18 protein-coding genes are annotated in these 15,286 nt (G+C 66.4%); 9 read left to right on the forward strand and 9 right to left on the reverse strand.

Annotated features, from left to right (window positions below; genetic code table 11):
* Both MT490_RS13860 and MT490_RS13865 read right to left on the reverse strand, forming a co-directional pair.
* Positions 1 to 299 (reverse strand): CHC2 zinc finger domain-containing protein (locus tag MT490_RS13860; protein ID WP_297388768.1); only part of this gene is annotated, 299 nt, incomplete at its 3' end.
* 1 nt (position 300) lies between these two features.
* A complete protein-coding gene (locus MT490_RS13865) occupies positions 301 to 753 on the reverse strand; it encodes a GatB/YqeY domain-containing protein (protein ID WP_297388770.1) in 453 nt (150 codons plus the stop codon).
* 140 nt (positions 754 to 893) lie between these two features.
* Here MT490_RS13865 and carA point away from each other — a divergent pair, with 140 nt between their 5' ends.
* From carA to MT490_RS13890, 5 genes are all read left to right on the forward strand, one after another.
* The gene (gene carA / locus MT490_RS13870) at positions 894 to 2,078 is read left to right on the forward strand and encodes a glutamine-hydrolyzing carbamoyl-phosphate synthase small subunit (protein WP_297388773.1); all 1,185 of its coding nucleotides are present in this window, start codon (positions 894 to 896) and stop codon (positions 2,076 to 2,078) included.
* Positions 2,078 to 2,452, forward strand: a complete 375-nt coding sequence (locus tag MT490_RS13875) for a hypothetical protein (protein WP_297388776.1) — start codon at positions 2,078 to 2,080, stop codon at positions 2,450 to 2,452. Before carA ends, MT490_RS13875 begins: the two co-directional genes overlap by 1 nt.
* 111 nt (positions 2,453 to 2,563) lie before the next feature.
* A complete protein-coding gene (gene carB / locus MT490_RS13880) occupies positions 2,564 to 5,890 on the forward strand; it encodes a carbamoyl-phosphate synthase large subunit (protein ID WP_297388778.1) in 3,327 nt (1,108 codons plus the stop codon).
* Between the two features lie 330 nt (positions 5,891 to 6,220).
* Positions 6,221 to 6,697, forward strand: coding sequence for a transcription elongation factor GreA (greA, locus tag MT490_RS13885; protein ID WP_297388781.1), 477 nt, complete (start codon positions 6,221 to 6,223; stop codon positions 6,695 to 6,697).
* Positions 6,698 to 6,705: 8 nt separating this feature from the next.
* On the forward strand, positions 6,706 to 7,332 hold the full coding sequence (locus tag MT490_RS13890) for a rhomboid family intramembrane serine protease (protein ID WP_297388784.1): 627 nt from the start codon (positions 6,706 to 6,708) through the stop codon (positions 7,330 to 7,332).
* A 146-nt stretch (positions 7,333 to 7,478) separates the two neighbouring features.
* Here MT490_RS13890 and MT490_RS13895 read toward each other — a convergent pair whose 3' ends face one another.
* The 5 genes from MT490_RS13895 to MT490_RS13915 all read right to left on the reverse strand — a co-directional run bounded on the left by MT490_RS13895 (position 7,479) and on the right by MT490_RS13915 (position 9,357).
* Positions 7,479 to 7,706 (reverse strand): DUF4170 domain-containing protein, encoded by a 228-nt coding sequence (locus MT490_RS13895; protein ID WP_297388787.1) that lies wholly within the window; start codon positions 7,704 to 7,706, stop codon positions 7,479 to 7,481.
* Between the two features lie 76 nt (positions 7,707 to 7,782).
* Complete coding sequence (locus MT490_RS13900; RefSeq protein ID WP_297388790.1) at positions 7,783 to 8,142, reverse strand: hypothetical protein; 360 nt, start codon at positions 8,140 to 8,142, stop codon at positions 7,783 to 7,785.
* A 2-nt stretch (positions 8,143 to 8,144) separates the two neighbouring features.
* Positions 8,145 to 8,483, reverse strand: a complete 339-nt coding sequence (locus MT490_RS13905) for a hypothetical protein (RefSeq protein ID WP_297388793.1) — start codon at positions 8,481 to 8,483, stop codon at positions 8,145 to 8,147.
* Positions 8,480 to 8,824: a phage holin family protein gene (locus MT490_RS13910; RefSeq protein ID WP_297388795.1), complete on the reverse strand. Its 345-nt coding sequence runs from the start codon at positions 8,822 to 8,824 to the stop codon at positions 8,480 to 8,482. The genes MT490_RS13905 and MT490_RS13910 overlap by 4 nt, the downstream gene beginning before the upstream one ends.
* A gap of 14 nt (positions 8,825 to 8,838) precedes the next feature.
* Positions 8,839 to 9,357 carry a hypothetical protein gene (locus MT490_RS13915; RefSeq protein WP_297388798.1) on the reverse strand — a complete coding sequence of 173 codons (519 nt, stop codon included), beginning with the start codon at positions 9,355 to 9,357 and terminating at the stop codon, positions 8,839 to 8,841.
* A gap of 147 nt (positions 9,358 to 9,504) precedes the next feature.
* Here MT490_RS13915 and eno point away from each other — a divergent pair, with 147 nt between their 5' ends.
* The 4 genes from eno (at position 9,505) to MT490_RS13935 (ending at position 13,972) form a co-directional block, all read left to right on the forward strand.
* Positions 9,505 to 10,779 carry a phosphopyruvate hydratase gene (gene eno, locus MT490_RS13920; RefSeq protein ID WP_297388801.1) on the forward strand — a complete coding sequence of 425 codons (1,275 nt, stop codon included), beginning with the start codon at positions 9,505 to 9,507 and terminating at the stop codon, positions 10,777 to 10,779.
* Between the two features lie 204 nt (positions 10,780 to 10,983).
* Positions 10,984 to 11,301 carry a septum formation initiator family protein gene (locus MT490_RS13925; RefSeq protein WP_297388804.1) on the forward strand — a complete coding sequence of 106 codons (318 nt, stop codon included), beginning with the start codon at positions 10,984 to 10,986 and terminating at the stop codon, positions 11,299 to 11,301.
* Positions 11,302 to 11,505: 204 nt separating this feature from the next.
* Positions 11,506 to 12,555: a pyruvate dehydrogenase (acetyl-transferring) E1 component subunit alpha gene (gene pdhA / locus MT490_RS13930; RefSeq protein ID WP_297388807.1), complete on the forward strand. Its 1,050-nt coding sequence runs from the start codon at positions 11,506 to 11,508 to the stop codon at positions 12,553 to 12,555.
* Position 12,556: 1 nt separating this feature from the next.
* Positions 12,557 to 13,972, forward strand: a complete 1,416-nt coding sequence (locus tag MT490_RS13935; RefSeq protein ID WP_297388809.1) for a pyruvate dehydrogenase complex E1 component subunit beta — start codon at positions 12,557 to 12,559, stop codon at positions 13,970 to 13,972.
* Between the two features lie 40 nt (positions 13,973 to 14,012).
* Here the strand turns inward: MT490_RS13935 and MT490_RS13940 are convergent, their stop codons facing one another.
* Together MT490_RS13940 and MT490_RS13945 are read right to left on the reverse strand one after the other, a co-directional pair.
* Positions 14,013 to 14,678 carry a pilus assembly protein gene (locus MT490_RS13940; protein ID WP_297388812.1) on the reverse strand — a complete coding sequence of 222 codons (666 nt, stop codon included), beginning with the start codon at positions 14,676 to 14,678 and terminating at the stop codon, positions 14,013 to 14,015.
* On the reverse strand, positions 14,675 to 15,280 hold the full coding sequence (locus tag MT490_RS13945; RefSeq protein ID WP_297388814.1) for a TadE/TadG family type IV pilus assembly protein: 606 nt from the start codon (positions 15,278 to 15,280) through the stop codon (positions 14,675 to 14,677). The genes MT490_RS13940 and MT490_RS13945 overlap by 4 nt, the downstream gene beginning before the upstream one ends.
* Positions 15,281 to 15,286: the final 6 nt, after the last annotated feature.

Genomic DNA, 15,286 nt, shown 5'->3' on the forward strand with positions numbered 1-15,286 from the left:
CGGTCCTGCTCGGGCATGTCGAGGCCCGCCGCCTGGGCGAGCTCCTTCACGGCGTCGATGAAGGGCAGCCCGCGCTGGTCGGTCATCCAGCGGATCGCATCGCCGTGCGCGCCGCAGCCGAAGCAGTGATAGAAGCCCTTGTCGTCGTTGACGTAGAAGCTGGGGGTCTTCTCGTTGTGGAACGGGCAGCAGGCGCGGAACTCGCGCCCGGCCTTCTGGAGCTTCACCGTCTTGGCGACGAGCCCCGAGAGCAATGTCCGGGCGCGGAGCTCGTCGAGGAAGGCGGGGGTGAGGGTCACCTCAACCCAGCGCCGCCTTCACCAGCGCGCTCGCCTTGCTCATGTCGAGCGTGGTCGCGTGGCGCGCCTTCAGCTCGGCCATGACGCGGCCCATGTCCTTCATCTCCGACGCGCCAAGCTCGGCCTTGATCGCCTCGATCGCGGCTTTGGTCTCGGCCTCGCTCATCTGCTTCGGCAGGAAGCGCTCGATCACCGCCACTTCGGCCGCCTCGGCGTCGGCGAGTTCCTGGCGGCCGCCCTTGGTGTACATCTCGATCGATTCGCGGCGTTGCTTGACCATCTTCTGGAGCACCTCGACCACGAGCGCGTCGTCGTCCTCGGGGGCCTTGCCGGTGCGCGCCTCGATGTCGCGGTTCTTGATCGCGGCCTGGATGAGGCTGATGGCGGCGCGGCTTTCCTTGTCCCCGGCCTTCATGGCGGCGATCTGCGCGGCCTTGATGTCGTCGCGAATCATCTTCTCTCTCGATAATCGGAAAGCGATCAGCCCTAGCCGATGCCGCGCCGTCCGTGAACCGGTTGACGTGGGGCGGGGAGGGGTCTAGCCGCCACCACTTAGCGACATCGCAGCAACCTCAATTGGAGCGCCACCCTTAAATGGCCGAAGCCAAACCCATGTCCGTGCCTGCTGGAGCCACCGGCGTTCTGGTGCTCGCCTCGGGAGAAATGGTGTGGGGCCGCGGATTCGGCGCCGAAGGACAGGCGGTGGGCGAGGTGTGCTTCCACACCGCGATGACCGGCTATCAGGAGATCATGACCGATCCGAGCTTCGCCGGGCAGATCATCAACTTCACCTTCCCGCATATCGGCAATGTCGGCGCCAACCCGGACGACGTCGAGGCCGATGCGCCGCACGCGCTGGGCATGATCGTCCGCGAGGACGTGACCGAGCCGAGCAACTTCCGCTCGACCGAGCATCTCGACACCTGGATGAGGAAGCATGCCCGGATCGGCCTATCGGGGATCGACACCCGCGCGCTGACCCGGCGGATCCGCACCGGCGGCGCCCCCAACGGCGTGATCGCGCATTCGGCGAGCGGCGAGTTCGACATCCCGCTGCTGCTCCAGATGGCCCGCGAATGGCCGGGGCTCGAGGGCATGGACCTCGCCATCGCGGTCACGACCGAGACTCATTTCGGTTGGGAGGGCGGCGTCTGGCGGCTGGGGGTCGGATACGGAGAGTCAGGCGAAGGTGAGGCGAGCACGCCGCACCGCCCGCACGTGGTCGCCATCGATTATGGCAGTAAGCACAATATCTTCCGGAACATCGTTCAGGCCGGGGCTGAAGTAACTGTTCTGCCCGCGACGGCGACCTTCGAGCAGGCGATGAGCTTCGCGCCCGACGGTTTCTTCCTGTCGAACGGCCCGGGCGATCCCGCGGCAACCGCCGAATATGCCGCGCCGGTGATCCGCCAGATGCTCGACAGCGGCAAGCCGGTCTTCGGCATCTGCCTGGGCCATCAATTGATGGCGCTGGCGGTGGGTGCCGAGACCAGCAAGATGTTCCAGGGCCATCGCGGCGCCAACCATCCGGTGAAGCGGCTGAGCGACGGCGCGGTCGAGATCACCAGCATGAACCACGGCTTCGCGGTACTGGGCGAGACGCTCCCCGCCAACGCCCGCGAGACGCACGTGTCGCTGTTCGACGGCTCCAACGCCGGCTTCGAGCTGACCGACCGGCCAGCATTCGCGGTGCAATACCACCCCGAAGCCAGTCCGGGGCCGCAGGACAGCTTGTATTTGTTCGAGAAGTTCGTCGGTCTGCTCCGGCAGGAGGCGTGATGGCGAGCCGGGCGCTCAGCGATGTCGATCGCTTCCTGATGGAAGCGATCGACAGCGTTCCCGACGTGTCGGATCGCCGGGTCGACCTTACCTTGCTCGCGGACGAGGATGGGTTTGCGCATCCCGGCGCCAGCGCCGAGGCCTGGGAGCAGGCTGGCTATGGCCGTCGAGAGGAGAGGGAAGGCCGTCTGGTATTTGCCTTTTCGACCACCGGCTATGCGGCTGCGAGGGCCGAGGCGGATCGGCTGCATCTGGCGAACGCCGCGGCGCGCCGCTGGAAATGGCCCTCGATCGACATGACTTCGGGTTGGGTTGCCGGCGCGGTATTCGCCGTCGCGCTGCTCTACAGCCTGATGACGTTTTTCTGGGGATGAGCGTGGCTGAAGCGCGAACTTCCGATCATCGCACCGCGCACGCAGTGCGGTGCCCGCCCGAGGGCAGCCTGGCTGCCCTCGCGATTCGACTTATTGATACGCAGGCCTGACATGCCCAAACGCACCGACATCTCCTCCATCCTCGTCATCGGCGCGGGCCCTATCGTCATCGGGCAGGCGTGCGAGTTCGATTATTCGGGCACGCAGGCGATCAAGGCGCTCAAGGAAGAGGGCTATCGCATCGTCCTGGTCAATTCGAACCCGGCGACGATCATGACCGATCCCGAGCTGGCCGATGCGACCTATGTCGAGCCGATCACCCCGGCGATCGTCGCCAAGATCATCGAGAAGGAGCGCCCCGACGCGGTGCTCCCGACGATGGGCGGGCAGACCGCACTCAACACCGCGCTGGCGCTCGCGAACGACGGCACGCTCGAGAAGTTCGGCTGCATCATGATCGGCGCCGATGCCGAGGCGATCGACAAGGCCGAGGACCGGCTGAAGTTCAAGGACGCGATGACCAAAATCGGGCTGGAGTCCGCCCGCTCGGCGATCGCGCATACCGAGGCCGAGGCGCTCGCCGCGCTCGAGCATGTCGGGCTGCCAGCGATCATCCGCCCCAGCTTCACCATGGGCGGATCGGGCGGCGGCATCGCCTATAATCGCGAGGAATTCATCGCGATCGTGCGCAGCGGGCTCGACCTGTCGCCGACCACCGAGGTGCTGATCGAGGAATCGCTGCTCGGCTGGAAGGAATATGAGATGGAGGTGGTCCGCGACCGTGCGGACAACGCCATCATCATCTGCTCGATCGAGAATATCGACGCGATGGGCACGCATACCGGCGATTCGATCACCGTCGCGCCGGCGCTGACGCTGACCGACAAGGAATACCAGATCATGCGCAACGCATCGATCGCGGTGCTCCGGGAAATCGGCGTCGAAACGGGTGGTTCGAACGTGCAGTTCGCAGTCAATCCGAAGGACGGCCGCCTGATCGTCATCGAGATGAACCCGCGCGTGTCGCGCTCCTCGGCGCTGGCGTCCAAGGCCACCGGCTTCCCGATCGCCAAGGTCGCGGCCAAGCTGGCGGTGGGCTATACGCTCGACGAGATCACCAACGACATCACCGGCGCGACGCCCGCGAGCTTCGAGCCGACGATCGATTACGTCGTCACCAAGATCCCGCGCTTCGCCTTCGAGAAGTTCAAGGGCGCCGAAGCGACGCTCGGCACCGCGATGAAGTCGGTCGGCGAGGTCATGGCGATCGGCCGCAACATCCATGAATCGATGCAGAAGGCGCTGCGCGGGCTCGAGACCGGGCTGAGCGGCTTCAACAATGTCGACCGCCTGGCCGGCGCGCCGCGCGACGAGATCGAGGCCGCGCTCGCGATCCGCTCGCCCGACCGGCTGCTGATCGCCGCGCAGGCGCTGCGTGAAGGCTTCACCGTCACCGAAATCCATGCGCTGACCAAATACGACCCCTGGTTCCTCGAGCGGATCGCCGAGATCGTCGCGGCCGAGGACCAGGTGTGCCGCGACGGGCTGCCGCGCGACGCCGCGGGCATGCGCCGGCTCAAGGCGATGGGCTTCAGCGACAAGCGGCTCGCTTATCTCGCGCTCAAGTCGGTCAACATGCGCGAGGGCTCCGAGCGGATGGCGCGCAGCCATGGGCTGATCGGCGAGGTGGCCAAGGCGATGAGCGGCGGCGTGACCGAGGCGGACGTCCGGAAGCTGCGCCACAAGCTCGGCGTGCGCCCGGTGTTCAAGCGGATCGACACCTGCGCGGCCGAGTTCGAGGCGAAGACGCCGTACATGTACTCGACCTACGAGGCGCCGAGCTTCGGCGAGCCCGAGAACGAGGCGCAGCCCAGCGATCGCAGAAAGGTCGTCATCCTCGGCGGCGGGCCGAACCGGATCGGGCAGGGGATCGAGTTCGACTATTGCTGCTGCCACGCCTGCTTCGCGCTCGACGAGGCCGGCTACGAGACGATCATGGTCAATTGCAATCCGGAGACGGTGAGCACCGACTATGACACGTCCGACCGGCTCTATTTCGAGCCGCTGACCGCCGAGGACGTGCTCGAGATCCTCGAGGTCGAGAAGTCGAAGGGCGAACTGGTCGGCGTGATCGTCCAGTTCGGCGGGCAGACCCCGCTCAACCTGGCGCAGGCGCTCGAAGATGCCGGGATCCCGATCCTCGGCACTTCCCCCGACGCGATCGACCTCGCCGAGGACCGCGAGCGCTTTGCCGACCTGGTCGCCAAATTGGGGCTCAAGCAGCCCGCCAACGGCCTTGCACGCAGCCGCGACGAGGCAGTGGCGGCGGCCGAGCGGATCGGCTTCCCGGTGCTGATGCGGCCGAGCTACGTGCTGGGCGGCCGGGCGATGGAGATCGTCGACACGATCCAGCAGCTCGACGACTATATCCAGACCGCGGTGCAGGTCTCGGGCGACTCCCCCGTGCTGATCGACCAGTATCTGCGCGACGCGATCGAAGTCGATGTCGATGCGATCGCCGACGGCGACGACGTGGTGGTGGCGGGCGTGCTCCAGCATATCGAGGAAGCCGGCGTCCATTCGGGCGACAGCGCCTGCTCGATCCCGCCCTACAGCCTCTCCGCCGAGATCGTCGCCGAGATCGAGCGTCAGGCCGATGCGCTCGCCCGCGCGCTCAAGGTCAAGGGGCTGATGAACATCCAGTTCGCGGTCAAGGACGGCGAGGTGTACCTGATCGAGGTCAATCCGCGCGCGAGCCGCACCGTGCCCTTCGTCGCCAAGGCGATCGGCACCCCCATCGCCAAGATCGCCGCGCGCGTGATGGCGGGGGAGAAGCTCAAGGACCTGCCGAAGATCGACCGCGACATCGACTATATTGCGGTCAAGGAAGCGGTATTCCCCTGGGCGCGCTTCCCGGGCGTCGATCCGGTGCTGTCGCCGGAGATGAAGTCCACCGGCGAAGTGATGGGGATCGACAGCGATTTCGCCACCGCCTTCGCCAAGTCGCAGCTGGGAGCGGGGACGGTCCTGCCGTCGTCGGGCACATTGTTCGTCAGCGTCAAGGACAGCGACAAGCCGGTGGTCCTCCCCGGCGTGCAGATCCTTGCCGGCCTGGGCTTCAAGATCATCGCCACGGGCGGCACCGCCGACTATCTGGAGGCGAAGGGGATCGCGGTCGAGCGCGTCAACAAGGTGGCGCAGGGCCGCCCGCACATCGTCGACCGGATCCAGGACGGCGACGTCGCCTTGATCTTCAACACCACAGAAGGCTGGCAGTCGCTGAAGGACTCGGCGAGCATCCGCGCGACGGCGATGGCGCAGAAGATCCCCTACTTCACCACCGCTCCGGCGAGCGTGGCGACGGCGCGGGCGATCGAGGCGCTGGGCAGGCAGGCCCTCGATGTGCGGCCGCTGCAGGATTATTATTCGGGAAAGTGACCCCATATTCCCCTCCCTGCTTGCAGGGAGGGGTTAGGGGTGGGTTCAGCGACGGACGAGGCTCGATGCCTCGTCCGTCGCTTTTCATCGGATCGGTAGTTGAGTCTTTTAGGCGCGCAGACGCGCGCACCCACCCCCAGCCCCTCCCTGCGAGCAGGGAGGGGAGTTGAGAGGCGCGAATTGCGGCCTCAATCGGGCAGGCGCTTGATGTTTGTCCGCGCGAGCCTTATTATTCGCAATCGCACAATTGATCTCCCCCAATCGGTGTTAATGTGCGGGCGTGCCCCTTGTGGGACGCTTGGGGCTCGAGGCGTTTGAAGGACGGATGGAATGGCGACGGTCGAAAAGATGCCGATGCTCCAGGAAGGCTATGAGAAGCTCAACGACGAGTTGAAGCGGCTCAAAGCCGAGCGCCCGCAGATCGTGGATGCGATCGAGGAAGCGCGCGCGCACGGCGATCTTTCGGAGAACGCCGAATATCATGCCGCCAAGGAGCGCCAGGGCCAGATCGAGGCGTCGATCGCCGACATCGAGGACAAGCTCAGCCGCGCCCAGATCATCGATCCGCGCGACCTTTCGGGCGACAAGATCGTGTTCGGCGCGACGGTGACCCTGCTCGACGAGGACGACAAGCCGATCCGCTACCAGATCGTCGGCCAGACCGAGGCGGATGCGAGCAAGGGCCGCATCTCGTACAATTCGCCGATCGGCCGCGCGCTGATCGGGCGCAAGGTCGACGAGGAGGTCGAGGTCTCGGTGCCGGCGGGCGACCGCTATTATCTGGTTTCGAAGATCGAATTCGTCTGAGGCCGGGGATGCGCCGTAGCACGGCGACGGGCATCATCATCCTCGTGACGGTGGCGGTAAGCGTCGTCGTCACGCTGGGCGGCTATAGCTCGTACGAAGCCAGCATGCGCGCCGGGTTCATCCCCGCGCGACTGAGCGGGATGGGAACCGATTATCTCGCGGTGCCCATGCTGCTCACCCCGCTCAGCTGCACCTTGCTCCACGCGGGGCTGCTCCATCTGGGCATGAACATGCTGATGCTGGGCTTCACCGGGCGCGAGACCGAGCGGGCGGTCGGGCCCTGGGGGATCGTGATCCTCTATGTCGTCGGCGCCTATGTCGCGGCACTCGCGCAGTGGCTCCCCGATCCGCAATCCATGACGCCGATGATCGGCGCGAGCGGGGCGGCGTCGGCGGTCGTCGGCGCCTATTCGCTGCTGTTCGGGCGCTCGCGCGCGCAGGCGATCGGGCCGATCCCGGCGCAGGTGGTCCATGTGCTGTGGCTCGCCATCGCCTGGACGGTGATCAACCTGCTGACCGCGTTCGCGTTCCTGGGAGCGGGCGTGGCGGTCGCGGCGGCGGCGCATATCGGCGGGTTCATTGCCGGACTCGCGCTCGCCAGGCCGCTGCTGATGTGGAAGTGGCGGCGGGCTTAGCCTAAGCCGCTGTCTCTCTTTTCGTCACCCCCGCGAAAGCGGGGGCCCATCTCCGACCATATCCGCAAACGCGCCGGTGCATTCTGCCGCTCGCTTTGGAGATGGGTCCCCGCTTTCGCGGGGATGACGGCTTTGAAAAATGAATTTTAGACCGCCGGCTTCTCCAGGTCCGGCTCGAGCAGCCGGTGGAGATGCACCACGACATAGCGCATCTCGGCATCGTCGACGGTGCGCTGCGCGGCGGCGCGCCAGGCTTTCTCGGCGCTGGCATAATCGGGGAAGATGCCGACGACGTCGAGTTTGGTCGGATCGGTGAAGTCGAGGGTCTGCGGATCGGTCACGCGACCGCCGAAGACGAGGTGCAGCTTGCTCATTGAGCCTCCTGGGGAGAGCGGTTCGGCGCTGCCCTTAACGGGCAAAGCCGTTCCCGCTCAACCCCCGAACTGATGCTCAGGCCTTTTGGCCGGCGCCCTTGGCGGCGTCGAGCAGGCTGCCGAACAAAGCGGTCGCGCGCTCCTTGGTCGCGTCGCGGCCGGGGAGGAGCGAGTCGATCTCCTGCTTGCCGGCTTCCTTCACGGCCGAAGCGGTCGCCGCGGCGCGGTCGGCGAGCGAGCGGCCGACGCCGTCGAGCAGTTCGCGCTCCTTCGCGGTGCGGGGAAGCAGCATGCCGATGACCACGCCGAGCGCGATGCCGCCAGCGAGGAGGGCGACGGGGTTGTCGCCGAGCCCTTCGGCCGCCTTCGCCGCGCGATCCCGGGCGCCGCCATTCGGGTTGGCGGCCTTGGGCGCGCTCCTGTTGCCGTTGCTCATCGTCATCCTTTCTTCGCGTGCTTCGCGGATTTCTTGCTGTTCAAACCATCGGCGGCGGAGGCGGTTTCATTGCGGCGGCGAAGCAGGTCGGCGATCCAGCCGCGCGCGAAGACGAGGCCGACCGTGCCGGCGATCGCCGCGGCGGCGAAGGGACGGCTGCGCACCGCCTCAGCGCCCTTGCGCGCGGTGGAGGCGACGCCCTGCGCGGCGGTCTCGACGGCGTTCTGCGCGAGGTTCGACGGCTTGAGTCGCTCCTGCACCTCGCCGAGCGTCGCGAACAGCCGCGTGCGGGCGCTGCGGACCTGCGCCTCGGCCGCAAGCAGGGAGGGATCGGTGCTCATGGCTTGCTCCCGAACAGCCGGCTGATGCGTGCCCAGGCGAGCCAGCCGAGCAGGCCGGAGAGCGCGAGCGCGCTGACGATCACGATCAGTGTCGCGAGGGCCGGGCCGACCAGGGTCGAGAGCGACAGGATCAGCCCGACGATCAGCGCCGTGACCGTGCAGAGCGCGATCACCAATGCCGCCGCGCCGAGGATCAGTCCGGTCCTCGCCTCGCCGAGCTTGCTCGCGGCGAGCGTGCGATAATAGCCGATCTCGGCGCGGGCATAGCCCTTGCCGTCTTCGACCAGCCGCCCGATCAGCGCGCCGATGCTTTCCTCTTCCTGTTCTTCCGGCTCTGCCACCCCCCGGCGCTCCTTCAGGCGTCGGTGGTTTCGGCGGAGGCCGCGTCCACGCCCGACTTGATCAGCCGCGCCACGACGAAGCCCAGCGCGGCCGCCGCGCCGACCGCGATCACCGGGCTCTTCTTCACGAAGTCGGTCGCGTCGGCGATCAGGTCGTCGACTTCCTTGCCGCGCAGGCTATCAGCGAAGTTCGAGATGCCCTGGGCGGCGGAGCGGGCATATTTGCCATATTCCTCGCCGAGCCGCGAATCGACGTCGAGCGCCGCCCCCTCGAACAGCTTGGCGACCTCGTCGAGCGCGCCGGTGGCCTTTTCCTTGCCCTGGCCCGCGAATTCACGCGCGCGGTCGGCAGCCTGGGTGCCGAGCTTCGACGCTTCGTCCTTCAATTGCTGCGTCGCGCCGCGCTTGGGCTCGTCGGCTGCGAAGTTGATCGCCGAAGGCCCCGCGTCGCTGGCGGTCGCTTCGAGCTTGGGATCGGCCTGGGAATCGACTTGCTCGCCGCCTTTGGCATTGGAGTTCTTCGCGTCAGCCATAGCTTGGGCCCTTTCGTTGCTCGTGCAGAGAACCATGGCGATGCACGCCGGTTCCATCCTCTGCGTTGCCCGGGCGCGAGCAAGCGGTTAGAGGCTCGCGCGCGCCCTTGGGCAATCCCGATATACCCTAAGTAGGGAGACCGTTACGTGACCGCAATCATCGACATCCATGCCCGCCAGATCCTCGACAGCCGGGGCAACCCCACGGTGGAGGTCGATGTCATGCTCGAGGACGGCAGCTTCGGCCGCGCGGCGGTGCCCTCGGGCGCGTCCACGGGCGCGCACGAAGCGGTCGAGAAGCGCGACGGCGACAAGTCTCGCTGGCTCGGCAAGGGCGTCGAGGCCGCGGTAGAGGCGGTGAACAGCGAGATCGCCGAGACCGTGCTCGGCTTCGACGCCGAGGACCAGGCCGATCTCGATCGCGCGATGATCGAGCTGGACGGCACCGAGAACAAGGGCCGGCTGGGCGCGAACGCGATCCTGGGCGTGAGCCTGGCCGCGGCCAAGGCCGCCGCCGATGCGCGCGGGCTGCCGCTCTACCGCTATGTCGGCGGCGTCAACGCGCACGTCCTGCCGGTGCCGATGATGAACATCATCAACGGCGGCGAGCATGCCGACAATCCGATCGACTTCCAGGAATTCATGATCGTGCCGGTCGGCGCCGAGAACATCGTCGAGGCGGTGCGCTGCGGATCGGAGATCTTCCACACGCTCAAGAAGAAGCTCCACGAGAAGGGCCTCGCCACCGGCGTGGGCGACGAAGGCGGCTTCGCCCCGAACATCGCGTCGACCACCGAGGCGCTCGACTTCATCATGTCGTCGATCGAGGCGGCGGGCTACAAGCCGGGCGACGACGTGATGCTCGCGCTCGATTGCGCCGCCACCGAATATTACAAGGACGGCGCGTACAAGATGGTGGGCGAGGGCAAGACCTTCACCTCGGCCGAGAATGCGGCGTTCCTCGCCGGGTTGGTCGCCAAATATCCGATCTTCTCGATCGAGGACGGCATGGCCGAGGACGATTGGGACGGCTGGAAGGCGCTCACCGACACGCTGGGCGGCAAGGTCCAGCTGGTCGGCGACGATCTGTTCGTGACCAACCCCAAGCGCCTCCAGCGCGGCATCGATGGCGGCTACGCCAATTCGCTGCTGGTGAAGGTCAACCAGATCGGTACGCTGACCGAGACGCTCGAGGCGGTGAGCCTCGCGCAGCGCTCGTCCTATACCGCGGTGATGTCGCACCGTTCAGGCGAGACCGAGGACGCGACGATCGCCGATCTCGCGGTCGCGACCAATTGCGGGCAGATCAAGACGGGCTCGCTGGCGCGCTCGGACCGGCTCGCCAAGTACAACCAGCTCATCCGCATCGAGGAGGAGTTGGGCGACGCCGCGCGCTATGCGGGGCGGTCGGTGTTGAAATAAGCCCGTCAAATCCTCCCCCGCCAGGGGGAGGTGTCAGCCATAGGCTGACGGAGGGGGCGGAATCACCGAACTCAATTGGAGAGGGCGCCGCTTACCTCCCCCTCCGACGCCTTCGGCGCCACCTCCCCCTGGCGGGGGAGGATTGAAACGTTAAGTGAAAGTGCGGCCTTGATTAACGAGGTTGGTTACGCGAGAATCAACGTCATGGCCCGGACTTCTCCCATCCAGACCCTCCTGCGCCGCGCGGGGCTTCCCGCCGCGGTGCTCATCGCCGTCGGTTTCTTCGTCTACAATGCGGTGCTGGGGCCGACGGGGGTCGTCGCGGCGAAGGAGCTCAAGGCCGAGCTCGCCCAGAAGAATATGGAATATGCCGCGCTCGCCAAGAAGCGCGCCGAGCTCAAGAACCGCGTCGACCTGCTCGATCCGAAGCGCGGCGCCGATCCCGACATGGTCGACGAACTGGTGCGCAAGCAGCTCAACGTCGCGCGGCCCGACGAAGTGATCGTCCCGCTCGACAAATAGGCCGGCGAGGCCGTCGCCGGCCCTTTCAAACGACCGATATTTGGTAACCCATTTTACCATCTCGGCTTGCGAGGGCCGCGAAGGGCCTCGCTTTGCGCATGTGCCCGTATGAACGGCGATCTTTCGCGCGCGTTGACGTTGCGTCCCGGCCGAAAACCCGCCAATAGGCGCCGCATTGACCTTCCCCGGGCATGAGGATTTCCTGTGGCCAAAGCACCGGCACGCAAAGCGTCCACCGAACCTGCGGTACCGAACCGCGAACGTCCAGACGAACCGCAGCGGTACAAAGCTTCCAAGGAGCAGCTGCTCGAATTCTACAAGCAGATGCTGCTCATCCGCCGCTTCGAGGAGAAGGCGGGGCAGCTCTACGGGCTCGGCTTCATCGGCGGCTTCTGCCACCTCTATATCGGCCAGGAAGCGGTCGCGGTCGGCCTCCAGTCGGCGCTCGACGGCGACAAGGATTCGGTGATCACCGGCTATCGCGACCATGGCCACATGCTCGCCTACGGCATCGATCCCAAGGTGATCATGGCCGAGCTGACCGGGCGTGGCGCGGGCATCAGCCGCGGCAAGGGTGGCTCGATGCACATGTTCTCTACGAGCAAGAAGTTCTACGGCGGCCACGGCATCGTCGGCGCGCAGGTCTCGCTCGGCACCGGGCTCGCCTTCGCGCACAAATATAACGAGGATGGCGGCGTCGCCATGGCCTATTTCGGCGACGGCGCGTCGAACCAGGGCCAGGTCTACGAATCGTTCAACATGGCCGAGCTGTGGAAGCTCCCGATCATCTACGTGATCGAGAACAACCAGTACGCGATGGGCACCAGCGTCAACCGATCCTCGTCCGAGGACCAGCTGTACAAGCGCGGCGAGAGCTTCCGCATCCCGGGCATCCAGGTCGACGGCATGGACGTGCTCGCCTGCCGCGGCGCGGCCGAGGAAGCGCTTGCCTGGGTCCGCGCGGGCAAGGGGCCGATCATCCTCGAGATGAAGACCTATCGCTATCGCGGCCACTCGATGTCCGATCCGGCCAAGTATCGCAGCCGCGAGGAAGTCCAGTCGGTGCGCGAGAAGTCCGACCCGATCGAGGCGGCGAAGCGCGAGCTCGAGAAGCTCGGCGTCAAGGAGGAGGATCTGAAGCCGCTCGAGGCCGAGATCCGCAAGATCGTCGCCGAGGCGGCCGACTTCGCCGAGCAGACCCCCGAACCCGACCCCGCGGAACTGTACACCGACGTGCTGGTGGAGACCTATTGAGATGGCGATCGAACTCAAGATGCCGGCGCTCTCGCCGACCATGGAAGAGGGCACGCTCGCCAAGTGGCTCGTCAAGGAAGGCGACGCGGTGAAGTCGGGCGACATCCTCGCCGAGATCGAGACCGACAAGGCGACAATGGAATTCGAGGCGGTCGACGAAGGCACGATCGCCAAGATCCTCGTCGCCGAAGGTGCCGACAATGTGAAGGTCGGCACCGTGATCGCGATGATCGCGGGCGAGGGTGAGGACGCCGCCGCCGCGGCCTCCGCGCCTGCGCCTGCCGAGGCTCCCAAGGCGGAGGCCCCGGCGACCGAGCAGAAGGCCCAGGAATCCGAGGCGCCTGCGGCCAAGAAGGCCGAGAGCGGCACCGCGCAGCTCGCCAGCGACAAGGCGGCGACGGTCTCCGATCCGGCGATCCCCGAGGGCACCGAGATGGTCAAGACGACCGTCCGCGAGGCGCTGCGCGACGCGATGGCCGAGGAGATGCGCAAGGATCTGCGTGTCTTCGTGATGGGCGAGGAAGTCGCCGAATATCAGGGCGCCTACAAGGTGACCCAGGGCCTGCTCGACGAGTTCGGCCCCAAGCGCGTGATCGACACGCCGATCACCGAATATGGCTTTGCCGGCGTCGGCACGGGCGCGGCGATGGGCGGGCTGAAGCCGATCGTCGAGTTCATGACCTTCAACTTCGCGATGCAGGCGATCGACCACATCATCAACTCGGCCGCCAAGACCAACTACATGTCCGGCGGCCAGATGCGCTGCCCGGTAGTGTTCCGCGGTCCCAACGGCGCGGCGAGCCGCGTCGGCGCGCAGCACTCGCAGAACTACGGCCCCTGGTATGCCAGCGTCCCCGGCCTGATCGTGATCGCGCCTTATGACGCGGCAGACGCCAAGGGGCTTCTCAAGGCGGCGATCCGCAGCGAGGACCCGGTGGTCTTCCTCGAGAACGAGCTGATGTACGGCCGCAGCTTCGAGGTGCCCAAGCTCGACGACCATGTCCTGCCGATCGGCAAGGCGCGGATCGTGCGCGCTGGCAAGGACGTGACGATCGTGTCCTATTCGATCGGTGTCGGCGTCGCGCTCGAGGCCGCCGATACGCTGGCGGGCGAGGGGATCGAGGCCGAAGTGGTCGACCTGCGCACGCTGCGCCCGCTCGACAAGGCGACGGTGCTCGAGAGCCTCAAGAAGACCAACCGCCTCGTCGTGGTCGAAGAGGGCTGGCCGGTCTGCTCGATCGCGTCGGAGATCGCTGCGATCGTGATGGAGGAAGGGTTCGACGATCTCGACGCGCCGGTGCTGCGCGTGACCAACGAGGACGTGCCGCTGCCCTATGCCGCCAATCTCGAGAAGCTCGCGTTGGTCGACGCCGCGCGCGTGGTGACGGCGGTGAAGAAGGTCACCTACAAGGGGTGAGATTGTCCGGGCCCCTCCCTCGCGGGAGGGGCGTCGGGCCTCAGCAGGTCGACGGGGTAACCCCGGCCTCCTGATAGACCCCGTTGGTGCCGCCGGTGGTGTCGCGCGCGTCGCGTACCATCATCGACGCGATCTCGTTGATCTCGCTGCTCGGCGAGAGCGAGGTCTTGATCAGCGGCTGATATTGGTAGCGGACCTCGACGAACATCGCGACGCCGCTGGGTGGTGCGATGATCTGTCGGCCCGTGGGGCCGATTCCGTTCTCGCTGGTCTTGTTGGCGGGCGTGCCGTAGTTCGACACCCAGCTGACCTTGCTGCCCTTGCAGCGCTGCCAGCGGATCTGGTACTTGCCCGCGGTCGTCGCATGCGGCTCCACGCTCGAGATGAAGATGCGCCCGTTGGCGAGCAGGTTCAGCTCGCCCGCCTGGAAGTTGGCGCCGGTGAGAAGGTCGTTGATATCGCTCTCGTAGACCTTCTTGGATTCGAGCTGGCTGCCCGAGCCCATGCGCGCCGAGTTGTCGGCCAGCTGGAGCGCGATCTGGCTGATGCGCATCTTGGTGATGACGTAGTTGGTCAGTTCCGCGCCCGTCAGGCTCATCGTGAGCAGGATCGGCAGCGAGAAGGCGAATTCGAGCAGTGCCAGGCCGCTGGTGTCGCGGCCGAGGCGGCGCCCGGTGCCGCCGAGAAGAGCCAGGATGCCCGTCATGTGCAATTCCTCACCTTCGGCACGCCCTGGTCGCCATAGGGCTGGTTGCGCAGGATCGTGGAAGCGGTCACCTTCGTGGTCTTCGAGCCGCCGACGATGTTGTAGATCGGGAAGAAGCGCGGATAGCTGACCGTCGCGGTGTAGAGCACCGCGTCCTTGGCACCGCCCTGGCTGAGATTGCCGCCGGTCGAATCCCAGATGCCGTTGCCGTTGGTGTCCTCATAGGGCTCGCCCGGCGTGCTGCCGGCGGGGCCGTCGCAGGTGCCGTTGTTGTTGGTGTCCGTCCAGGGCTCGAACTTCGACGCCGCCGCCTGCTCGTAGTTGCGATACCATTGTCGGGTGATGGTCACCGTGCCGTTGTTGGCGAGCGCCTTGATCTGCGCCTTCACCTTGTTGTCGAGCGCGGTCTGCGTCGCGCCGACGAGGCCGGATTCGAGCGTCGCGTCGCGCGCGGTCTTCTGCACTACGCCCTGCAGCGCAGCGCGCATGTAGAGCGTGTGCGCCACGTCGAACGCGCCGAGCAGCAGCAGTCCCATCACCGGCGCGACGATCGCGAATTCGATGATCGTGGCGCCGCGCTCGTCGCGGGCAAGGCGTCGCAAGCATAT

This window comes from Sphingomonas sp. (assembly GCF_026460985.1).
Lineage (GTDB): Bacteria > Pseudomonadota > Alphaproteobacteria > Sphingomonadales > Sphingomonadaceae > Sphingomonas.